Source organism: Conexibacter arvalis (genome assembly GCF_014199525.1).
Classification (GTDB): domain Bacteria; phylum Actinomycetota; class Thermoleophilia; order Solirubrobacterales; family Solirubrobacteraceae; genus Conexibacter; species Conexibacter arvalis.
The window spans coordinates 73,782-93,943 of record NZ_JACHNU010000008.1; the positions used below are offsets into that span (position 1 = coordinate 73,782).

19 protein-coding genes are annotated in these 20,162 nt (G+C 74.2%); 5 read left to right on the forward strand and 14 right to left on the reverse strand.

The genetic code is table 11. The features are described 5' to 3' along the window. Positions 1–88 precede the first annotated feature (88 nt). The 3 genes from BDZ31_RS21180 (at position 89) to BDZ31_RS21190 (ending at position 3,179) form a co-directional block, all read left to right on the forward strand. The gene (locus BDZ31_RS21180; RefSeq protein WP_183344881.1) at positions 89–1,126 is read left to right on the forward strand and encodes a glycosyltransferase family 2 protein; all 1,038 of its coding nucleotides are present in this window, start codon (positions 89–91) and stop codon (positions 1,124–1,126) included. Further along, on the forward strand, positions 1,123–1,752 hold the full coding sequence (locus BDZ31_RS21185; RefSeq protein ID WP_183344883.1) for a class I SAM-dependent methyltransferase: 630 nt from the start codon (positions 1,123–1,125) through the stop codon (positions 1,750–1,752). Before BDZ31_RS21180 ends, BDZ31_RS21185 begins: the two co-directional genes overlap by 4 nt. 98 nt (positions 1,753–1,850) lie before the next feature. Next, complete coding sequence (locus tag BDZ31_RS21190) at positions 1,851–3,179, forward strand: lipopolysaccharide biosynthesis protein (RefSeq protein WP_183344885.1); 1,329 nt, start codon at positions 1,851–1,853, stop codon at positions 3,177–3,179. A 6-nt stretch (positions 3,180–3,185) separates the two neighbouring features. Here BDZ31_RS21190 and BDZ31_RS21195 read toward each other — a convergent pair whose 3' ends face one another. From BDZ31_RS21195 to rsmB, 10 genes are all read right to left on the reverse strand, one after another. Then, positions 3,186–3,584 (reverse strand): PIN domain-containing protein, encoded by a 399-nt coding sequence (locus BDZ31_RS21195; RefSeq protein WP_183344888.1) that lies wholly within the window; start codon positions 3,582–3,584, stop codon positions 3,186–3,188. Beyond that, the gene (locus BDZ31_RS21200) at positions 3,581–3,814 is read right to left on the reverse strand and encodes a FitA-like ribbon-helix-helix domain-containing protein (RefSeq protein ID WP_183344889.1); all 234 of its coding nucleotides are present in this window, start codon (positions 3,812–3,814) and stop codon (positions 3,581–3,583) included. Before BDZ31_RS21200 ends, BDZ31_RS21195 begins: the two co-directional genes overlap by 4 nt. A 64-nt stretch (positions 3,815–3,878) precedes the next feature. Further along, a complete protein-coding gene (locus BDZ31_RS21205) occupies positions 3,879–6,449 on the reverse strand; it encodes an ABC transporter permease (protein ID WP_183344891.1) in 2,571 nt (856 codons plus the stop codon). Further along, positions 6,449–7,177, reverse strand: coding sequence for an ATP-binding cassette domain-containing protein (locus BDZ31_RS21210; protein ID WP_183344893.1), 729 nt, complete (start codon positions 7,175–7,177; stop codon positions 6,449–6,451). Before BDZ31_RS21210 ends, BDZ31_RS21205 begins: the two co-directional genes overlap by 1 nt. Before the next feature lie 187 nt (positions 7,178–7,364). After that, on the reverse strand, positions 7,365–8,015 hold the full coding sequence (locus BDZ31_RS21215) for a response regulator transcription factor (RefSeq protein WP_183344895.1): 651 nt from the start codon (positions 8,013–8,015) through the stop codon (positions 7,365–7,367). 35 nt (positions 8,016–8,050) lie between these two features. Next, on the reverse strand, positions 8,051–9,832 hold the full coding sequence (locus BDZ31_RS21220) for a sensor histidine kinase (RefSeq protein ID WP_183344897.1): 1,782 nt from the start codon (positions 9,830–9,832) through the stop codon (positions 8,051–8,053). Next, positions 9,829–10,182, reverse strand: a complete 354-nt coding sequence (locus BDZ31_RS21225; RefSeq protein ID WP_183344899.1) for a response regulator — start codon at positions 10,180–10,182, stop codon at positions 9,829–9,831. Before BDZ31_RS21225 ends, BDZ31_RS21220 begins: the two co-directional genes overlap by 4 nt. Before the next feature lie 123 nt (positions 10,183–10,305). Then, the gene (gene rpe, locus BDZ31_RS21230; protein WP_183344901.1) at positions 10,306–10,998 is read right to left on the reverse strand and encodes a ribulose-phosphate 3-epimerase; all 693 of its coding nucleotides are present in this window, start codon (positions 10,996–10,998) and stop codon (positions 10,306–10,308) included. A gap of 59 nt (positions 10,999–11,057) precedes the next feature. After that, positions 11,058–11,285: a YfgJ family double zinc ribbon protein gene (locus BDZ31_RS21235; protein ID WP_183344903.1), complete on the reverse strand. Its 228-nt coding sequence runs from the start codon at positions 11,283–11,285 to the stop codon at positions 11,058–11,060. Positions 11,286–11,364: 79 nt separating this feature from the next. Beyond that, positions 11,365–12,813, reverse strand: coding sequence for a 16S rRNA (cytosine(967)-C(5))-methyltransferase RsmB (gene rsmB, locus BDZ31_RS21240; RefSeq protein WP_183344905.1), 1,449 nt, complete (start codon positions 12,811–12,813; stop codon positions 11,365–11,367). Between the two features lie 126 nt (positions 12,814–12,939). Here rsmB and BDZ31_RS21245 point away from each other — a divergent pair, with 126 nt between their 5' ends. Both BDZ31_RS21245 and BDZ31_RS21250 read left to right on the forward strand, forming a co-directional pair. Continuing rightward, positions 12,940–14,388, forward strand: coding sequence for a cytochrome ubiquinol oxidase subunit I (locus BDZ31_RS21245; RefSeq protein WP_343075660.1), 1,449 nt, complete (start codon positions 12,940–12,942; stop codon positions 14,386–14,388). Between the two features lie 9 nt (positions 14,389–14,397). Next, the gene (locus BDZ31_RS21250; RefSeq protein ID WP_183344907.1) at positions 14,398–15,663 is read left to right on the forward strand and encodes a cytochrome d ubiquinol oxidase subunit II; all 1,266 of its coding nucleotides are present in this window, start codon (positions 14,398–14,400) and stop codon (positions 15,661–15,663) included. A gap of 15 nt (positions 15,664–15,678) precedes the next feature. Here BDZ31_RS21250 and BDZ31_RS26115 read toward each other — a convergent pair whose 3' ends face one another. Genes BDZ31_RS26115 through BDZ31_RS21270 form a run of 4 tightly spaced genes read right to left on the reverse strand, consistent with a single transcriptional unit; the run spans position 15,679 to position 20,132 of the window. Next, positions 15,679–16,614 (reverse strand): formyltransferase family protein, encoded by a 936-nt coding sequence (locus BDZ31_RS26115; protein WP_183344910.1) that lies wholly within the window; start codon positions 16,612–16,614, stop codon positions 15,679–15,681. Positions 16,615–16,654: 40 nt separating this feature from the next. Further along, on the reverse strand, positions 16,655–17,248 hold the full coding sequence (gene def / locus BDZ31_RS21260) for a peptide deformylase (protein ID WP_246345698.1): 594 nt from the start codon (positions 17,246–17,248) through the stop codon (positions 16,655–16,657). 23 nt (positions 17,249–17,271) lie between these two features. After that, on the reverse strand, positions 17,272–19,494 hold the full coding sequence (gene priA, locus BDZ31_RS21265; RefSeq protein ID WP_183344912.1) for a replication restart helicase PriA: 2,223 nt from the start codon (positions 19,492–19,494) through the stop codon (positions 17,272–17,274). Next, positions 19,491–20,132 (reverse strand): GNAT family N-acetyltransferase, encoded by a 642-nt coding sequence (locus tag BDZ31_RS21270; RefSeq protein ID WP_183344914.1) that lies wholly within the window; start codon positions 20,130–20,132, stop codon positions 19,491–19,493. Before BDZ31_RS21270 ends, priA begins: the two co-directional genes overlap by 4 nt. Positions 20,133–20,162: the final 30 nt, after the last annotated feature.

Below are 20,162 nucleotides of genomic sequence, written 5' to 3' on the forward strand. Positions count from 1 at the left end.
TCTACGGTGGTGCGACGAACTCCCGCCGACGTCGCCCGCCGGGCGGCGCAGAGAGCGGCCCCGCGCCCCGTTCGACCAGTCATCCCCCATGAAGCTGATCATCCAGATCCCCTGTTTCAACGAGGAGCAACAGCTCCCGGCGACGCTCAGAGACCTGCCCAGAGAGGTGCCGGGCTTCGACACCGTCGAGTGGCTGATAATCGACGACGGCTCCTCGGACCGCACGATCGAGGTCGCGCGCGAAGGCGGCGTGAACCACATCGTCAAGCTGACCAACAACAAGGGGCTGGCCGCCGGCTTCCAGGCCGGGCTCGACGCCGCCCTCAAGCTCGGCGCCGACGTGATCGTCAACACCGACGCCGACAACCAGTACTTCGGCGGCGACATCCCGAAGCTGGTCGAGCCGATCGTCTCCGGCCGGGCCGACATGGTGATCGGCGACCGCCAGGTCGAGTCGATCGCCCACTTCTCGCCGCTGAAGGTCTCGCTCCAGAAGCTCGGCTCGTGGGTCGTGCGGCAGGCCTCCTCGACGACCGTGCCGGACACCACCTCCGGCTTCCGCGCCTACAACCGCGAGGCGGCGCTGCAGCTCGTCGTCGTGTCGAAGTTCACCTACACGCTCGAGACGATCATCCAGGCCGGCAAGCAGCTGGTCGCGATCGACGACGTGAAGATCCGCACCAACGAGAAGACGCGCGAGTCGCGGCTCTTCCCGTCGATGGGCGCCTACGTGCGCCGCAACTCGATCTCGATCTTCCGCATCTACTCGCAGTACGAGCCGCTGCGGGTCTTCTGGAGCGCCGGCGCGCTGGTCGGGCTCGTCGCCGCCGCCGTCTGGATCCGCTTCCTCGTCTTCTGGTTCCAGGGCGAGGGCGCCGGCCACGTCCAGTCGCTGATCCTTGGCGCGATGCTCTTCACCGGCGCGATGCTGCTGTTCGCGCTCGGCGTGATCGGCGACCTGCTCGCCGCGCAGCGGACGCTGTCGCAACGCACCTTCGAGCGCGTGCGGCGGATCGAGCTGTCGCTCGGCATCCCGCCCTCCCACTACGAGCCCGGCGCTCCGGGCGCCGACGACGACGGCGGCTCCGGCGCGCCCGACGACCGAAAGAAGGCAGTCGAGGTATGAGCAGCACCAGCGCGGCGCAGGCCGTCGAGGAGGTCCCGACCGGCAACACGTACGACAAGTACGGCTCGACCAACCCGGTCGTGCGCCGGCTGATGTCGAACTTCGAGCGCACGCTCGGCGAGCTGTTCACGCAGGCCGCTCCCAGCTCGGTGCTCGACGTCGGCTGCGGCGAGGGCGTCCTGACGCACAAGTGGGCGCTGGCGCTCGGCGACAAGCGGATCGTCGGCATCGACCTCGACGACCCGAAGCTGCTGTCCGAGCAGGCGACCCGCCAGGCGCCGAACCTCGAGTACCGCGTGATGAAGGCCGAGAACATGCCGTTCGAGACCGACGAGTTCGGCATGGCGAGCGCGATCGAGGTGCTCGAGCACGTGCCCGATCCCGAGCACACCGTCGCCGAGATGGCGCGCGTCGCGAAGGACCATCTGCTCGTCTCGGTCCCGCGCGAGCCGCTGTGGCGCGGCCTCAACATGGCGCGCGGCGCCTATCTGAAGGACCTCGGCAACACGCCCGGCCACGTCAACCACTGGTCGAAGCGGTCGTTCGTGAAGCTGCTGTCGCAGCACGGCGAGGTCGTCGAGGCGCGCTCGCCGTTTCCGTGGACGATGCTGCTCGTCCGCCTCTGACTTGTCCTCGCCGCCCCTGGCCATGTCCTCGATCGCTCGTGTGCTGGCGCACACGTCGCTCTCTGCGTCCTCGCCAGGAACGACGATGACGGCGTCAGATGCCCGGATCCGGTAGGAGCTCGCGCAACCGCGGCCGTCTGCTGCTGACGGTCGGCATCGCGTCGACCGGCCTCCTCTCGTTCGCATATCTGGCGCTCGCCAGCCGCGAGCTGAGCGCGGTCGACTACGGCCACGTCTCGCTGCTGTGGTCGATCACGTTCGTGATCCTGTCGGTCCTCTACCGGCCGGTCGAGCAGCTGCTGAGCCGCACGATCTCCGACCGCCGCGCGCGCGGGCTGAAGGGCCATCCGCTGCGCACGCCGGCGCTGATCCAGGCCGGCTTCGCGCTCGTCTTCCTGGCGATCGCGCTGCCGCTGCGGACGACGATCGAGGACGAGCTGTTCGGCGGCTCCGCCGCGCTCTACTGGATCCTCGTCGTCTCCGTGCTCGCCTACGCGGGCAGCTACTTCGCCCGCGGCTGGCTGGCCGGCCACGAGCGCTTCGCCGGCTACGGCGGGCTCGTGCTGCTGGAGTCGACCTCGCGCTTCCTGTTCGCGGTCGCCGCGGCCGTCGGGATCACCTCGGGGCAGACGGCGATCGCGATCGGGATCGCGGTCGCCCCGTTCGTCTCGATGGTCGTCGTGCCGTTCGCGCTCGCGCGGCTGGCGCGCGGCGGCAGCGACCCGCTGCCGGCGGCCGGCGAGGTCGCGGTGATGGACGCCGCCGGCGAGGGCCCGGCCCACGCCGAGATCGAGGAGGCCTCGCAGGACCTGTCGCTCGGGCGCGGCTCCAGCTTCGCGGTCGCCGTCTTCCTGATCATGCTCGCCGAGCAGACGCTGATGAACGCGGCGGTGCTGATCGTCGAGCGCGACTCCGGGCCGGCGCTCGCCGGCTTCGTCTTCAACGTCCTGCTGATCGTGCGCGCGCCGCTGCAGCTGTTCCAGGCGGTGCAGACCTCGATCCTCCCCCACCTCACCGGCCTGGAGGCGAGAGAGGACGCCGGCCAGTTCGCCCGCGCGATCCGCGTCACCGTGCTCGCGATCGCCGCCTTCGCCGGCGCCTGCGCGCTCGGCCTGCTGGCGATCGGCCCGTGGGTGATGGAGACCGTGCTCGGCGACAAGGGCTTCACCTACGAGCGCGGCGGCCTCGCGCTGGTCGCCGTCGGCATGGGCTTCCACCTCGTCGCCGGCACGCTCAACCAGGCGGCGCTGGCCCGCGGTCGCGCACAGCTCGCCGCGGTCGCCTGGATCGTCTCCGCGCTGCTGTTCGTCGCCTGGGTCGCCTCCGACGTCGTCAGCGACGAGGTGCTGCGCGTCGAGACCGGCTACTGCGGCGCCGCCTTCATCCTCAGCTGCCTGCTGTACGGCCTCTACCGGCGGCCGGCGTAGGCGACGTCAGGTCAGTTCGACGACTTCGACGCCGGTCCGCTGGCGGGCGCCGGAGGCGAGACGGCGGTCCTTGGTGACCAGCGGCTCGCCGAGCTGCTCGGCGAGTGCGGCGAAGAGGGCGTCGCCGATCGTCATGTTGTCGCGCAGCTGCCAGGCCCGGACGCGCAGGGCGAGCGCCGGGAACAGCTCGATCGACAGGTCGTCGAGATCGGCGACCGCGCTCGCGGCCCGCTCGGCGCTCAGTCCACCGCGCTGGACCTGGCGGCGCAGGACCGCGAGCACCTCGAAGACGAGCACGTCGGGCGCAGCGGCCGGCCCTGCGTCGTTCAGCACCTGTCGCACCTGCTCGGCGGCGCCCCTGCCGAGCAGATAGTCGACGACCGCCGAGGTGTCGAGGACCGTCACTCGCCCTCGTCGCGCAGCCGGCGAACCGCGATCTCGCTCGGTTCGTCGAGCTCGACCGCGCCGCGCGCCGCGATCCGCTCGGCCAGCTCGTCCGGCGTCGGCCGCGAGACGTCGCGCTCCATCATCGTGCGGACGTACTCGGAGAGGGAGACGCCCTTCGCCGCCGCGCGCGACTTGAGCTTCCGATGGACGTCCTCAGGGACGTCGCGGATCTGGACGAGGGTTCCCATGCGCCGAGCGTAGCATCGCCGGCGCATGGGATCCATACGTCACGTATGTATCTGTGATCCTGCCCTACTCGTACGCGAGCGCTCTCAGGACGTCGAGCTTGGCCGCTCGGCGTGCGGGGAGGATCGCGGCGATCACGCCGGCGATCACGGCGAGCACCAGCAGGACGATCAGCGTGACGACCGGGATCGAGGTCGTGAAGCCCTCGTCCTGCAGCGGGATCGTCACGAGCACCGCGAAGATCGCGCCGAGCACGACGCCGAGGACGGCGCCGATCAGGGCGGTGATCACCGACTCGTAGCGGACGATCCGGCGGACCTGGGCGCGCGAGGTGCCGATCGCGCGCAGCATCCCCAGCTCGCGGGTGCGCTCATGGATCGAGAGCACGAGCGTGTTGACGATGCCGAACAGCGAGACGATCACCGACAGCGACAGGAGCACGTAGACGAGGCCGAGCAGCTGGTCGATCTGGCCGGCCTGCTCGTCCTTGAAGCCCTGCTTGGTCAGCACCTCGACCGTCGGGTAGGCGGCCGAGATCGTCTCGTCGGCGACGCTCTGGACCGCGTCGGGGCTCTCGCCCGCCGCCGTCGTCGCGAGCACGACCGCGTCTCTGGTGGCGTCGAAGTCGCGGGCCAGCAGCTCGTTGGAGAGCGTCATGTTGCCGAGCAGGCCGGCGTTGTCGTCGTAGATGCCGACGACCTCGAGTCTCACCTCTCTGCCGGTCGGGGTGCCGACCGCGAAGGTGCTGCCGACGCTGAGGTCGTGCTCGTCGGCGTATCTGTCGGAGAGCGCGACCTGGCTGCCGCCGAACGTTCTCAGCAGCCCCTGGTCGCCCTCCACCCAGTCGACCTGGATCACGTCGGCGGCCGTCGCGGGATCGACGCCGGCGATGCTGAGCGTCCCCGACTGACCCGGCACCTTGCCGCTGGCGAAGCGCAGCGGCGAGACCGTCTCGACGCCGGGCACCTCCGCGAGCGCTCTGGCGGCGCTGCTCGGCACCGGCTGGAAGGTCTCGGTCTGCACGACGAGGTCGGCCGCGACGCCTCTGTCGACCGCGTCGTCGACCGACGCCTTCAGGCCGGCGGCGAAGATCGCGATGAAGGCGACCAGCGCGACGCCGATCATCAGCGCCGCCGAGGTCGAAGCGGTACGGCGCGGCTGGCGGGTCGCGTTCTCGCGCGCCAGCCGGCCGCTGACGCCGCGCAGCCGCTCCAGCGGCAGGCCGACGAGCAGCGCCAGCGGTCTGACGAGGTGGGAGGCGAGCAGGCCGACGCCGACGAAGACGATCGCGCCGCCGCCGCCGATCAGGCCGGCCGCCTGGCCGGCGCTGCCGCCGCCGAACAGCCCACCGCACATCATCGCGACGCCGATCAGCGCGATCACGACGGCGACCGGCGTGCGCCACCGCGCGGTCTTCCCGCGCGTCATGCTCGCGACGTCCTGCAGCGCGGCGATCGGCGGCACGCGCGTCGCGCGCAGCGCCGGGCCGACCGCGGCGACGACCGTCACGACCGTGCCGATCAGCAGCGAGACGACGATCGTGCGCGTCTCGACGATCAGCCCCTCGGAGGGCAGCTCGGCGTCGAACAGCGTGAACAGCCCGCGCAGCGCCGGCGCGATCACCATGCCGAACAGCAGGCCGACGACCGACGCGGCGAGGCCGACGACGAGCGCCTCGCCGAGCACGGCGCGCAGCACCTGCCGGCGCGAGGCGCCGATCATCCGCAGCAGCGCGAACTCGCGCATCCGCTGGGCGACGGTGATCGAGTAGGTGTTGACGATCAGGAAGGCGCCGACGAACAGCGCGACGCCGGCGAACGCGAGCAGGAAGGTTCTGAGGAAGCCGAGCTGGTCCTGCAGGTCGGCCGCCTGTCTGCGGGCCTCCTGCTCGCCGGTGCGGACGTTGTACAGCTGCGCCGGCAGCTCGGCGGCGACCCGTCTCGACAGCTGCTCGGGCGTGACCCCGCCCTCGGCGACCGCGTCGATCGACGTGTACTCGCCTCTCATGTCGAGCAGGCGCTGGACGACCTCGGTCTGCAGGACCGCAAGTGCCGAGCCGGCGAGCGTGTCCTCCTCGCCGAACTTCGCGATGCCGACGACTCTGAACGCCTCGGCGGGGCCGTCGCCGGAGATTCTGACCGTGTCGCCGATCGCGAAGCCGCCCTTGTCGGCGGTGCCCTTCGTCAGCGCCGCCTCGTCGGGCGCCCGCGGCGCGTGGCCCTCGACGTAGTCGAGCGGGCTGAGGCGCTCGGAGGGATCGTTGACGACCAGCATCGGCGCGCCGCCTCTGACGAGCGGCTCGCTGCCGTCCTTCGTGTAGATGACGGCGGAGTCGTCGCCGCCGCCGGAGGAGGAGATCGAGCCGACCGCCTCCTCGACGCCGGGGACGGCCTGGACTCTGCGCAGCACCTCGGACGACATCGCGACCGTGCCGGCGTTGTCGAACTGCTCCTTCGGCGTGACGGTGACGTCGATCTTCTCGGTCGCGGTCGCGAAGACGTTGTCGAACGCCTTGTTCATCGAGTCCGTCAGCATGTAGGTGCCGGCGACGAAGCCGACGCCGAGCACGATCGCGAGCGCCGTCAGCGCCGTTCGCAGCTTGCGCGAGACGAGCCCGCGCAGGGAGAGCGCGACCATCAGGCGACCGTCCGCATCAGGTCGAGCACGTCGTCGGCCGAGCCGGCGTCGCCGTCGTGGACGATCTGGCCGTCGGCGAGCACGAGGATGCGGTCGGCGACCGCCGCCGCGTGCGCGTCGTGGGTGACCATCACGACCGTCTGGCCGAGCTCGTCGACCGAACGGCGCAGCAGGCCGAGCACCTCGGCGGAGGACTGCGAGTCGAGGTTGCCGGTCGGCTCGTCGGCGAAGACGACCGCCGGCTTGGAGATCAGCGCGCGGGCGACCGCGACGCGCTGCTGCTGACCGCCGGACAGCTCGGACGGGTGGTGGGTGCGGCGGGCGCCGAGGCCGACCGTCTCTATCAGCGTCTCCAGCCACTCGCGGTCGACCTTCGCGCCGGCGATTCTCAGCGGCAGGACGATGTTCTCCTCCGCCGTCAGGACCGGCAGCAGGTTGAACGACTGGAAGATGAAGCCGATCTTGTCGCGGCGCAGCTGCGTCAGCTTCTTGTCGTCGAGGTTCGCCAGCTCGACCCCGTCGACGACGACCGAGCCGGAGGTCGGCTGGTCGAGGCCGGCGAGGATGTGCATCAGCGTCGACTTGCCCGAGCCCGACGGCCCCATCACGGCGGTGAAGGCGCCCTGCGGCAGCTCCAGCGAGACGCCGTCGAGCGCGTCGACGGCGGCCTCGCCCTCGCCGAAGCGGCGGCGGAGGTCGACGGCGGTGACGATCGGGATGGCGTTCACTGAGGGTCCTTTCGGAGGTTCGTGCGGGCGGCTGGTCGTTCGATGCCCCGCGGGACGCGCCGGGGGAGCGCAGCATGAAGGCTGCCGGGGCGGCGTCCGTGCCGGAATCCGGATGCCCGGCGTCCGCCCCTACGGGTAGCACCACCCCGCGACGGTGCCCGCTGTCAGGTCGCCGGGCTGACGGCTATCAGCCGCGCGCGCCGAGGTAGCGCAGCACCGCCAGCACGCGGCGGTGGTCCTGCGCGGCCGGCGGCAGGTCGAGCTTGCCGAAGATGCTCGTGACGTGCTTCTCGACGGCGCGCTCGGTGACGACCAGCTCCTCGGCGATCGCGCTGTTGGAGCGGCCCTCGGCCATCAGCCCGAGCACCTCGCGCTCGCGCGGCGTCAGGCCCTCCAGCGGGTCGTCGCGGCGACGCCGTCCGAGCAGCTGCGCGACGACCTCGGGGTCGAGCGCCGAGCCGCCCTCCCCCACGCGCGCGACCGAGTCGACGAACCGCTCGACGTCGGCGACGCGGTCCTTCAGCAGATAGCCGACGCCGGCCGCTCCGCCCCCGATCAGCTCGTGCGCGTAGCCCTCCTCGACGTACTGCGACAGCACCAGCACCGCGACGTCGGGCGCCCGCTCGCGCAGCTCCAGCGCCGCTCTCAGCCCGTCGTCGGTGTTGGTCGGCGGCATCCGCACGTCGACGATCGCGATGTCGGGCCTGTGCGCCAGCACCTTGCGGACGAGATCCTCGGCGTCGCCGGCCTGGCCGACGACCTCGTGGCCCGCGTCCTGCAGCAGGCGGGCGATGCCCTCGCGCAGGAGGACGGAGTCTTCGGCGATCACGACGCGCATTCGGGTGGTCCGTTTTCGGGCGGTGGTCCGCGCGCTCAGCTCGCGCACGGGATCTCGGCACGGATGGTCGTGCCTCGACCGGACGGGCTGAAGACTGCCAGACGGCCGTCGAGCGCGGAGAGCCGGTCCTCCAGGCCGCGCAGCCCGCTGCCCGACGCGGGATCGGCGCCGCCGACGCCGTCGTCGCGGACCTCGACGACCGCGTGGCCGTTGAGGCGCTGCACGATCACCTCGGCGTGGCTGGCCTCGGCGTACTTGGCGACGTTCGCGAGCGCCTCGGCAACGACGAAGTAGGCGGCGCCCTCGACCGGCGGCGGCAGCCGCTCCTCCGGCACGTCGGCGAGCGCGACCGGCAGCGGCGCCCGGCTGGCGAGCGCCTCCAGCGCCGGCCGCAGGCCGCGGTCGGTGAGGATCGCCGGGTGGATGCCGCGCGCCAGCTCGCGCAGCTCCTCCAGCGCCAGCCGCGCCTCGTCGCGCGCCTCGCGGATCAGCGCCTTCGCCTGCTCGGGGTCGGCGCCGACCTGCTGCTCGGCGATCCCGAGCGTCAGCGCCAGCGCGACGAGCCGCTGCTGCGCGCCGTCGTGGAGGTCGCGCTCGATCCGCCGGCGCTCGCGCGTGACGACGTCGAGCAGACGCGCTCGCGACGCGCGCACCTCGGCGATCTGGACCCGCAGCTCGGCGTCGAGCCGCTCGTTCTCGAGCGCCAGCGCGGCGGCGGCGCCGGCCGCCTGCACCAGCTCGGGCTCCTCGTCGAGCGAGCCGTCGTGGACGATCGCGGCGACCTTGCGCCCCTCCCGCTCGACCTCGGTGAAGGAGCGGCCGCTGCCGGGACGGGGCAGCGCGACCGGCTGGCCGGCGGCGTCGACGTAGCGGCCCTCGCCGCCGGTCCCCGCCGGCATCCAGTACGCGATCGACAGCGAGCGGTCGTGGAGCGCGATCGCGAGCGCGTCGCGCAGCGAGGCGGCGCCGCGGCCGGCCTGCGCGGCGCCGAGCCGCGAGACGAGCCGCCCGACCGAGTGGCCACGCGAGAGGTTCTGCCGCACGATCCCGGTGACGAACGCGAGCGGGATCGAGCCGAACAGGAACAGCCCGATGAAGTCGAAGACGTTGAGCAGCCTGCCGGGCAGGTCCAGCATCTGGCCGGCGAGCGACAGCGCGAGCGCTCCGGTCGTCGCGACGCCCGACCACAGCACCGGCGCGAGCAGCCGCCGCTCGGGGATCGTCGCCCGCTGCCAGCGCAGCACGAGCAGCGCCACCGCGCCGATCGCCGCGGCGAGCGAGCCGCCGCGCAGGATCGCGTCGATCACGTCGCCGAGCCGCGCGTTCTCCTCCACCAGCAGGACGTTGCGCGGCAGGTCGGGGGCGGGCGCGGTGACGAGCAGCAGCGCCAGCGGGCCGACCGTGCAGAGCGCGTAGACGGCGCCGACGTAGGCGCGCTCGCCGCGCGAGCGCAGGCGGCCGGTCGGGAAGCCCAGCAGCGCGTGGATCATCACCGCCGAGGAGAGCGAGCCGACCAGCACGCCGAGCGTGAACAGCAGGTCGTCGTCGGAGGCCGAGAGCGCGGTCAGGAAGGTCGTCAGGCCGACGAGGCTCAGTTGGAGGCCGAACCACGAGTCGGGTCGGCGCGCCCAGGCGTACATGCCGGTCGCGGTGAAGGAGCCGCCGATCGTCAGCATCAGCGCCAGCACCAGCCACTTCGGCGAGGTGTGCTCGCTGGTCAGCACCGCGACGATCGTCCAGGCGGCGCCGAGCACCCCGGCGAAGCCGATCGCGGTGATCGCGGCGCGCTTGGCGGGCGTCAGCCCCGCCGGGCTCATGGCAGCAGCGCGGCGACCGCGTCGCCGGAGAGGTCGGCCTTCGCGACGAACCCGCAGGCGCCGCAGCCGGAGACCAGCGGGCCGAAGTCGCTCGGGTCGCGGCTCGAGACGATCACGACGTCGGGCGGGTCGGCGAGCCGCTTGATGCGGTCGGCGACGACGAAGCCGTCGGCGTCGGGCAGGCCGACGTCGAGCAGCACGACGTCGGGGCGCAGGTCGCGCGCGGCGGTGTAGCCGCTCGCTCCGTCGGGCGCCTCGCCGACGACCGTGAAGCCGCCGGCCTCGAGCACCCGCCGCGCGCTGGAGCGGAAGCTCGGGTGGTCGTCCACGATCAGGATCGTCCTCGCCATCGTCGCTCGATTGTGGCCGAGTCGTCGCGGGCGCGGCGTACGGCTAGCCGTAGGGCGGCGGGACGGGCCGCGCGGTGGCGGCGCCGGCCGTCGTCGTGGTCGCGCGGCGCCCGCCCGGTCGACTCAGACGGCGCCCGCGGCCTGCGCGAGCGCGGCGTAGGCGGCGGCGGGATCCTTGGCGCCGAAGATCGCCGAGCCGGCCACGAGCACCCCGGCGCCGTGCTCGGCGCACGGGCCCGCGGTCTTGGCGTCGACGCCGCCGTCGACCTCGATCGCCGTCGACGGCAGCAGGCCGCGCAGGCGGGCGAGCTTGTCGAGCGAGGCGGCGATGAACGGCTGTCCGCCCCAGCCCGGGTTGACCGACATGCACAGCGCCATGTCGAGCAGCGCTCCGACCTCCGCGAGCGCGCCGACCGGCGTGCCCGGGTTGACGGCCGCGGCGGCGGAGACGCCGGCGTCGCGGATCGCCGCGAGCGCGTAGTTGAGGTGCGGCGTCGCCTCGGCGTGGACGGTGATCGAGTCGGCGCCGGCCTTCGCGAACTCGGCGACCTGGCGCTCGGGGCGCTCGATCATCAGGTGGACGTCGAGGATCGCCCCGGCGGCGTGGACGCGGTCGGCGAGCGCGGAGACGACGATCGGCCCCATCGTGATCGGCGGCACGAAATGGCCGTCCATCACGTCGACGTGGATCACGCGGGCGCCGGCGGCGATCACCTCGTCGACCTGCGCGCCCAGGCGGGCGAAGTCGGCGGAGAGGATCGACGGCGCGATGCGCGTGGCGCGCAGCAGCTCGGTGGCGGTCTCGTTGGCAGGCATGCGACGGCGAAGTCTGGCGGATCGGGTGGCGGGGCGCGGTCGTGCCGCCCGGCCGGCGCTCAGACCGGCGTCAGCATGCTGCCCTTGCAGTGGTTGCAGATGACGATCGCCGTGCTCGACATGCGCACGATCGTCGAGTGCTCGCCGCAGTTCGGGCAGACCGAGACGAGCTCGTAGCGGTTGAGGCAGTAGACGCAGCGGTAGCGGCCCGGCATCGTCGTCGGGCGCAGCCACGGCTCGCCGCAGCCAGGGCACTCCGGGCCCAGTCTGGGCGGCTCGTCGCTCATGTCGCGGCGTCGATCGGCATCCCACCGTGATAGCGCATCGCTCGGATGGCCGTCACCACGAAGACAGTGTTCCGCGGTCTCATGAAGAACGTCTGAGACGCGCCAGGAAGAAGCCGTCGGTCCCGTCGCGGTGGGGCAGCAGCTGCAGCGTCCGCGGGGCGCGGCGGCTGCGCAGACGGGGCAGCTCGGCGCCGAGGTCGTCGAGCGCGAAGGCCGGATCGGCGTCGAGGAACGCCTCGATCACGCCCTCGTTCTCGTCGGGCGAGATCGTGCAGGTGACGTACAGCAGCGTGCCGCCCGGCGCGAGCGCCGCCGCGCCCGCCGCGAGGATCCGGCCCTGCAGGCGCGCCAGCTCCGCGACCGACTCCGCGGTGGCGCGCCAGCGCAGGTCGGGCCGCCCCTGGAGCGTGCCGAGCCCCGAGCAGGGCGGGTCGACGAGGACGCGGTCGAACGGCCCGTCGCGGCGCGGCTCGCTCGCGTCGCCGGTCTCGACCGCGACGGTCCAGTCGGCTCTGAGGCGCGCGCAGGTCCGCCGCAGCGCCTCCGCGCGGCCGGGGTGGCGCTCGACCGCGACGACCGCCCCCGACCCGCCCATCAGCGCGGCGAGGTGGGTCGTCTTGCCGCCCGGCGCGGCGCACAGGTCGAGCACACGCTCGCCCGGCTGCGGGTCGAGCAGCCGCGCCGCCGCCATCGCCGCGCGCGACTGCGCCAGCAGCGCGCCGTCGGCGAACAGCGGGTCGCCGCGCAGGTCGAAGGCGCCGTCGGCGACGAGCCCCTCCGGCAGCGACAGCACCGCCGCGGCGGCGCCGCCGGGCGCGCCACCGTAGCCGGGGACGCCTTCGCCGTCGGGGACGCCTTCGCCGCCCGGCAGGCGGCCGTCGAGCTGCGCCGGCCGCACCGCGACCTCGCGGCCGGCGAGCGCCGCCGCGACGGCGACCGGCTCGGCCGCCAGCGTGTTGACGCGCAGCGCGCTCTCGGCCGGTTGGTTGACCCGCGCCAGCAGCGCGCGCGCCTCGTCGGGTCCGAGCGACTCCCACCACATCCGCGCGATCCAGTCGGGCACCGAGTGGCGCAGCGCCGCGCCCTCCGGGGTGCGGTCGTCGAGCTGCTCGACGATCCGCCGCCCCTCCCGGGAGGCGCGGCGCAGCACCGCGTTGACCAGTCTGTAGCCGGGCCCGCCGGCCGCCTTCGCCAGCTCGACGCTCTGGTCGACGGCGGCATGCGCGGCGACGCCGTCGAGGAAGATCAGCTGCAGCAGCCCGAGCCGCAGCGCGTCGCGCACCGGCGGATCGAGCTGGCCCGGCGGCCGGCGCGTGAGCCGCGCGATCACGTGGTCGAGCGTGCGGCGGCGCTGCACGGCGCCGTAGGCGAGCGCCGTCGCGAAGGCGTGCTCGCGCCCGTCGAGGCCGGCGCGGGCGGCCTCCCCCGCGAGCGCGCGATCGGCGTAGGCGCCCTCGTCCTCGACGCGGCGCAGCACGGCGGCGGCGACCCGGCGGGCGGGCGAGACGGGCGAGGCGACGGACGGCATCGACCCATCGTGGCAGCTCGGAGGGTGCGCCGGGCGCCCGGGCGGGCATCCTCGCCGCAGCCGCTCGCTCCTGCGCGACCCGTCCGGGGTCGCAGGAGCGATCCGACCCGAGACGAAGATCCCACCGTGTTCCTGACCGATCTGCTTCCGCCGCTCGCCCAGCTGACGCCCGTGGAGCAGGACCACCTCGACCAGGCCCGGCAGATGCAGGCGATGTCGTTCGCCGTGCACATCCCGCTCGTCTGCTTCGGCGTCGCCTTCCCGGCGCTGGTCGTCTTCGTCGAGTGGCTGCACCTGCGCACCGGCGACCCGCTCTACCGCAGACTGGCGCGACGGTGGACGCGGGTGATGGCCGCGCTGTTCGCCGTCGGCGTCATCACCGGCACGATCCTCAGCTTCGAGCTCGGCCTGCTGTGGCCCCAGTTCATGGCGAGCTTCGGCGACGTCTTCGGGCTCGGCTTCGCGATCGAGGGCTTCTCCTTCTTCCTCGAGGCGATCTTCATCGGCATCTACGTCTACGGCTGGGACCGGCTGCCGCCGAAGTGGCACTTCGCCAGCGGCTTCCCGATCATCTTCACCGGCTTCCTCGGCTCGATGATGGTGATCGCCGTCAACGCCTGGATGAACAACCCCGGCGGCTTCCGGCTCGAGGACGGCGAGGCGGTCGACGTGCGGCCGTGGCAGGCGCTGTTCGGCAACGACTACCTCTGGCACGAGCTGGTGCACATGTACGTCGCCGCGTACATCGTCGTCGGCTTCGTGGTCGCCGGAGCGTACGCCTGGGGCAAGCTGCGCCACGGCAGATGGGGCCGCTACGAGCGCACGGCGCTCGCGATCCCGCTGACGGTCGCCGCCTTCGCGGCGCCGGTGCAGCTGCTCGTCGGCGACTGGGCGGCGCGCGAGGTCGCGACGCACCAGCCGGTGAAGCTGGCGACGCTGGAGGGGCTGCAGAGAACGACGGAGGGCGCCCCCGAGCACATCCTTGGCTGGTACGACAAGGAGACCGGCGAGATCAGATGGGGCATCGAGATACCGAAGCTGCTGTCGCTGCTCGCCTTCCACGACCCGAACGCGACCGTGCAGGGGCTCGACTCGGTGCCGCCCGACGACCGGCCCGGCCCGGTCAACACCGTCCGCTTCGCCTTCCAGACGATGGTCGGGATCGGCACCGCGCTGGCGCTGCTGGCCGTCGTCACGCTGTGGGTCCGCTGGAGACGCCGCGGCCTGCCGAGATCGCGCTGGTTCTACCGGGCGCTCGTCGTCGCCGGGCCGGCGTCGGTCGTCGCGCTGATCTGCGGCTGGGTGACGACCGAGGTCGGCCGCCAGCCGTGGGTCGTCTACGAGGTGATGCGAGTCGACGCGGCGGTCACCGGCGCCGGCGGCGTGCCGGTCGGCTACGCGCTGCTCGCGCTCGTCTACCTCGGCGTCGGGCTCGGCGTCTGGTGGGTGCTGAGACGGCTCGCCGCCGCGCCGCTCGGGGGCGCCGGCGACCCGATGGAGGTGGCGGCGGCGCGCGGCCCGGGCGGCGCGGACGCCGACGGCGAGACCGCCGGCGGCACGGCGGGCGGGAGCTGAGGCGGCGCGATGCACCTGTACGAGGTCCCGCTGCTGTTCTCGCTGATCGGGCTGGCGCTCTACGTCGTCCTCGGCGGCGCCGACTTCGGTGCCGGCTTCTGGCAGCTGTTCGCCGGCCGCGGCGAGCGCGCCGCGCGCGTGCGCGAGCACGCCCACCACTCGATGGCGCCGGTGTGGGAGGCCAACCACGTCTGGCTCATCTTCGTGCTCGTCGTGATGTGGACCAGCTATCCGGAGGCGTTCGCGTCGATCGCCTCGACGCTGTCGATCCCGCTGTTCCTCGCCGCCGTGGGGATCATCTTCCGCGGCGCCGCCTACGCGCTGCGCTCCGGGACGGCGAGCGGGCGCGAGCTGCGGCTGGTCGACACCGCCTTCTCGCTCGCCTCGATCCTGACGCCGTTCGCGCTCGGGACGGTCGTCGGCGGGATCGCCTCCGGCCGCGTCCCGGTCGGCAACGCGCAGGGCGACCCGTGGACGAGCTGGCTCAACGCGACGTCGCTGACCGTCGGCGTGCTGGCGGTCGCGCTGTCGGCATACATGGCCGCCGTCTACCTCGCCGCCGACGCCGTCCGCACCGGCGACGAGGAGCTGGAGCGGTCGTTCCGGGCGCGCGCGCTCGGCTCCGGGATCGCCGCGGGCGCCGTCGCCGCCGCCGGGCTGGTCGTGCTGCGCGACGACGTCCGCGAGCTGTTCGACGGGCTCGTCTCCGGCGGCGGGCTGGCCGCGCTGATCGTCTCGGCGGTCGGCGGCCTGGCGACGCTTTGGCTCGTCTCCGCGCGCCGCTACGAGCCGGCCCGCTACTCGGCCGGGGTCGCCGTCGCGGCGGTGATCGCCGGCTGGGCGATCGCCCAGGCGCCCGCGCTGCTGCCGGGCGAGCTGACGGTCGAGCAGGCGGCCGCCTCGCACGACACGCTCGTGGCGACGACGGTCGCCGTGCTCGCCGGGGCGGTCGTGCTGCTGCCGTCGCTGGCGCTGCTGTTCACGCTGACGCTGCGCGGCCGGCTCGGGGAGGAGCACGGCGCGGGCGGCGAGCCCTCGGCCGCGACCGCCGCGCTGCGCGCGCTCGTCCCCACCCGCACCAGCATGCTCGTGCGCCTGTCGATCGCGTTCGGGATCCTTGGCTTCGGCTTCCTCACGCTCGCCGATTCCGGCTGGGCGCACGCGATCGGCGTCCCCTGCCTGGTCCTCTTCGCGCTCTTCGGCTTTCGCGCGGCCGTCCCGCTCGAGGAGCCGGAGGAGCAAGGGATCTCCGCACCCGCCGAGCAGGAGCGGTAAGCGGAAGCGGACGCCTCAGGCGCCGGGCAGGCCGCGGCCGCGCAGGTAGTCGGCGGCCGGCATCGCCTTGCCGCCGGGCGGCTGGACCCGCTCCAGCTCCAGCACGGTGCCGCCGGCCGCGCCGAGCAGGAGGCGGTCGCCGGCGGCGGCGAGGGCGCCCGGCGCCGGCGCGGCGACGGCCAGCGCGGCGACCTCCTCGCCGTCGAGCGGCAGCGCGGCGGCGACGCCGAGGAAGGCCGGCGGGTCGCTCGCCGGCAGCGGCAGGCGGGCGCCGACGTGCGGCGTGAGGCCGCGGACGACGCGGTCGAGCGTCGCGGCGTCGTCGCGGACCGGGTCGAGCGTGCGGTCCTCCGGCCCGATCTTCTCCGCGTAGGTGACGCCCTCCTCAGGCTGCTCGGCGAACGGCGGCCGCTCGTCGAGCGCGCGCACGAGCAGGTCGCCGCCGATCCGCTCCAGCCGCGGCGCCAGCGTCCCGTAGGTCTCGCGCGGCGCGACCGGCGTCGGCTCGACGAGGCAGACCGGGCCGCTGTCGAGGCCGGCGGTCAGCCGCATGATCGCGACGCCGGTCTCCTCGTCGCCGGCCATCAGCGCCCGCTCGAGCGGCGCCGCGCCGCGCCAGCGCGGCAGCAGCGACGGGTGGACGTTGAGGATCTCGTGCTCGGACAGCAGCGGCTCCTTGATCAGCGCGCCGAAGGCGCAGACGATCACGGCGTCGGGGCGGGCGGCGGCGATCCGCGCGCGGGCCTCCTCGCCGTTGACGTCGGCCGGCTGGTCGAGCTCGATCCCCAGCTCGCGCGCGGCGTCGGCGACCGGCGGCGACTGGAGCTTGCGGCCGCGCCCCTTCGGGCGGTCGGGCCGCGTCACGACGAGCTGCGGGCGATGGGGGCTGTCGGCGAGCCGCCGCAGGATCGCGGCGGCGAAGTCGGAGGTGCCGAGGTAGACGGTGCGCACGGGCCGGCGGGCGGTGTCGGGCGGTCGGGCCGGCGGCCGCTCAGGCGGCCTCGTCGGCGGCGGCCTGCTCGCGCAGCGCCCGGATCGCCTGCTTGCGCTCGCCGCGCGAGGTGCGGTCGAGGATCAGGACGCCGTCGAGGTGATCCATCTCGTGCTGGATCACGCGCGCCTCCAGCCCGCTCGCCTCGACCGTCACCGGCGCGCCGGTCTCGTCCTGCGCTCTCACGCGCACGTTGACCGGGCGCTCGACCTCGACGAGCACGCCCTGGAGGCTGAGGCAGCCCTCCTCGGCCGACTCCCGCTCCTCCCCCGACCACTCCAGCTCGGGATTGACGAGCGCGATCACCGGCGAGTCCTGCTCGACGCGGTAGACGAGCACGCGGTTGAGCTTGCCGAGCTGGGTCGCCGCGAGGCCGATCCCGAAGGCGTCGTCCATGATCGCGCCCATCCCCTCGACCTGCTGGCGCAGATCGTCGTCGAAGCGCGTCACCGGCATCGCTCTGCTCTTCAGGACCGGGTCGCCCCACTGGCGCACCATCCGCATCGCCGCGGCGCGGCGGGCCGCGCGCTCGGGGTCGAGGCGGGGCGCCTCCTGCTCGTCGGTCTCGGTCTCGTGCTCGTCGTGCTCAGCCATCGCAGCGGAAAGGATAGAGACCGCTACTGCGGGTCGACGTCGGCCGACAGCGACGCCCGGCGGCCCTCCGGCGCTCTCGCGACGGCGTCGACCGCGGCGGCGACCGCCCGCACCGCGGCGCGGCGCTCGGTCGCCTTCACGACCAGCTGGCTGCGCTCCCTCCCGCGCAGCCTGAACAGGGGCGCGGGCCCGAGCACCTGCGCTCCGGGCACCTCCCCCAGCCGGCTCGCGACGGCGGCCGCGGCGGCATGCGCGTCGGTTGCCTCCTCGGCCGAGCAGACGACCCTGATCAGCGACGCGAACGGCGGGTAGCGCAGCAGCTCGCGACGGGCCAGCTCGCCGGCGAGGAAGCCGTCGCTGTCGTGCGCGGCGGCGGCGACGATCGACGGCGCGTCGACCGCGAGCGTCTGCACGAGCACCCGCCCCTCCCCGTGCGGCCCGCGGCCGGCGCGGCCGGCGAGCTGCGCGACGAGCGCGAAGGTCCGCTCCTCTGCGCGGAAGTCGGGGAAGCGCAGCGTCTGGTCGGCGTCGAGCACGACGGCGAGCGTCACGTCGGGGAAGTCGTGGCCCTTGGCGACGATCTGGGTGCCGACGAGCACGCCGGCCGGCGCCGCGTCGAACCGCTCCAGCGCGCGCACGATCCCGCCCTTCGTCGCGGTCGTGTCGGCGTCGAGGCGGAAGACCGGGAAGCGCTCGTCGCCGATCGCCTCCAGCAGCTCCTGCTCGATCCGCTCGGTGCCGGCGCCGTGGCGCGCGAGCGAGACCGAGCCGCAGTCGGGGCAGCGCGACGGGACCCGCTCGGCATGGCCGCAGTGGTGGCAGGAGACGGCGTGGCGGCCGCGGTGGAGCACGAGCGCGACGTCGCATTGCGGGCATTCCCAGACGCGGCCGCAGGAGCGGCAGGAGAGGAAGTTCGACCAGCCGCGCCGGTTGACGAGCACGATCGCCTTCTGGCCGGCGCGGCGGACGTCGCCGAGCGCCTCCCGCGTGACGGGATGGAGCGGATGCCGCGCGTCGCGCATGTCGAGGATCTCGACCGCCGGCATCGCGCGCCCGTCGACCCGTCTGCCGATCCGCAACCGCCGCAGCGCCCGCACCGACTCCGGCCGCGGCGTCGCGCTGCCGCTCAGCAGCACCGCGCCGGCGTCGGTCGCGCGGCGGGCGGCGACCCGGCGGGCGTCGTAGCGCGGATCGCCCTCGTGCTTGTAGGCCGGCTCGTGCTCCTCGTCGACGATCACGAGCCCGACGTCGGCGAGCGGCGCGAAGACGGCCGAGCGCGGCCCGACGCAGATGCGCGCCTCGCCGCGCCGCAGCCGCATCCACTCGTCGTAGCGCTCGCCCTGGCCGAGCTGCGAGTGCAGGACGGCGACCGTGTCGCCGAAGCGGGCCTGGAAGCGCGCGACCGTCTGCGGCGCGAGCGCGATCTCGGGCACGAGCACGATCACGTCGCGGCCGGCCTCCAGCGCCGCGGCGGCGGCCTGCAGGTAGACCTCGGTCTTGCCCGAGCCGGTCACGCCGTGGAGCAGGAAGCGGCGGTCGGCGTCCGACGGGGCGCCCGGCTCGCCGGGCCGCGGCGCGCCCAGCGCCGCGACGATCCGCTCCAGCGCCGCCTCCTGCTCGGCCGTGAGCGGCGGCGGGACGCCGTCGTGCCGGGCGCCGATCGCCGAATGGACCGGCCGGCGCCGCAGCTCGCGGCGCTCGACGACGAGCAGCCCGCGCTCGGCGAGCCGTCTCAGCGACCCGTGGTCGGTGCCGCTGTCGGCGGCCGGCAGCGGGCCCGCGGCGAGATTGCGCAGGACGGCGCGCTGCTTGGCGGTCACCCTCGCCTCCGGGTCGGCGAGCGCGGCGCGGCCGGCGTCGGTCAGCTCCGCGACGAGCGCTCTGCGCGTCCGCACGCGCGGCCGGATCGCGCGTCCGGCGCCGGGGGGCAGCACGAGCCCGAGCGCGCGCGCCGGGGTCGAGCAGTACTCGTCGGCGATCCATCCGGCGAGCGCGACCAGCGACGCGGGCACCCCGGGGCCGTCGACCCGCTCGCGCGGCTCGGCGAGCTTCTCGGCCGGCACGTCGGTCGTCTCGGCCAGCCCGGTGACGACGCCGAGCACGTCGCGACCGGCGAACGGGACGGCGATCAGCGTCCCGACCTCGACGGCGCCGAAGCCCTCAGGGATGCGGTAGTCGAACGGCCCGCGCAGCGCGCGCGCCGTCGTCAGCGGCTCGATGCGGGCGATCGGCGGCGACGCGCTCACGGGCGGCGGGGAAAGCGGGCGGTCGACGGAGCGCTCACGGGCGCGGCGGGCGTCGGGCGATCGGCGGACGGGAGGATCACGGCCCGGAGAGGTAACGCCGCGTCGCGGGCGAACACGGTGACGGCGACCTCGCCCTGCTTCGTCGTCGCCGTGTCGACGCCGACGCGGCGGTAGCCGGCCCGCACGGCGACCCGCTCGGAGGCGACGTTGCCCGCGATCACCTGCAGCTCCAGCCGGCGCAGCCCAAGGGCCCCGAACGCCCATCTCGTCAGCAGCTCGAGGCCGCCGCTCGCGACGCCGCGGCCGCGCGCGGCCGGCACGACCCAGTAGCCGGCCTCCCCGGCGCGGCCCGTCTGCCAGTCGGGTCTGCCGAAGCCGACGGCGCCGAGCACCGTCGCGGGGTCGTCGACGGCGACGACGGCGAGCGACGCCAGCGTCCCGTCAGTCCAGCCGGCGTCGCCCCTGGCGAGGAAGTCGCGCGCGTCCCGCTCCTCGTAGCCGGCCGGGACCAGCGTCCAGCGCTGGATCTCCGGATCGACGCAGGCGGCGGCGATCTGCGGCACGTCGGCGGGGCGCCAGCGGCGCAGCGCCAGCACCCCGTCGGTCGGCGGCGGGTCGAGTGGCGGCAGCGGGCGCATCGCTCCAAGGTAGTCGGCCGCGTCGCGCGG

What these genes read in the sequence shown, in the direction of transcription:
- BDZ31_RS21190 (WP_183344885.1), top strand. Translation starts at nt 1,851, where the DNA reads ATGCCCGGATCCGGTAGGAGCTCGCGCAACCGCGGCCGTCTGCTGCTG.
- BDZ31_RS21180 (WP_183344881.1), top strand. Translation starts at nt 89, where the DNA reads ATGAAGCTGATCATCCAGATCCCCTGTTTCAACGAGGAGCAACAGCTC.
- BDZ31_RS21225 (WP_183344899.1), bottom strand. Translation starts at nt 10,182, where the DNA reads ATGGCGAGGACGATCCTGATCGTGGACGACCACCCGAGCTTCCGCTCC.
- BDZ31_RS21215 (WP_183344895.1), bottom strand. Translation starts at nt 8,015, where the DNA reads ATGCGCGTCGTGATCGCCGAAGACTCCGTCCTCCTGCGCGAGGGCATC.
- BDZ31_RS21185 (WP_183344883.1), top strand. Translation starts at nt 1,123, where the DNA reads ATGAGCAGCACCAGCGCGGCGCAGGCCGTCGAGGAGGTCCCGACCGGC.
- rsmB (WP_183344905.1), bottom strand. Translation starts at nt 12,813, where the DNA reads ATGCCGTCCGTCGCCTCGCCCGTCTCGCCCGCCCGCCGGGTCGCCGCC.
- BDZ31_RS21200 (WP_183344889.1), bottom strand. Translation starts at nt 3,814, where the DNA reads ATGGGAACCCTCGTCCAGATCCGCGACGTCCCTGAGGACGTCCATCGG.
- BDZ31_RS21250 (WP_183344907.1), top strand. Translation starts at nt 14,398, where the DNA reads ATGCACCTGTACGAGGTCCCGCTGCTGTTCTCGCTGATCGGGCTGGCG.
- BDZ31_RS21270 (WP_183344914.1), bottom strand. Translation starts at nt 20,132, where the DNA reads ATGCGCCCGCTGCCGCCACTCGACCCGCCGCCGACCGACGGGGTGCTG.
- BDZ31_RS21220 (WP_183344897.1), bottom strand. Translation starts at nt 9,832, where the DNA reads ATGAGCCCGGCGGGGCTGACGCCCGCCAAGCGCGCCGCGATCACCGCG.
- def (WP_246345698.1), bottom strand. Translation starts at nt 17,248, where the DNA reads ATGGCTGAGCACGACGAGCACGAGACCGAGACCGACGAGCAGGAGGCG.
- rpe (WP_183344901.1), bottom strand. Translation starts at nt 10,998, where the DNA reads ATGCCTGCCAACGAGACCGCCACCGAGCTGCTGCGCGCCACGCGCATC.
- BDZ31_RS21205 (WP_183344891.1), bottom strand. Translation starts at nt 6,449, where the DNA reads ATGGTCGCGCTCTCCCTGCGCGGGCTCGTCTCGCGCAAGCTGCGAACG.
- BDZ31_RS21235 (WP_183344903.1), bottom strand. Translation starts at nt 11,285, where the DNA reads ATGAGCGACGAGCCGCCCAGACTGGGCCCGGAGTGCCCTGGCTGCGGC.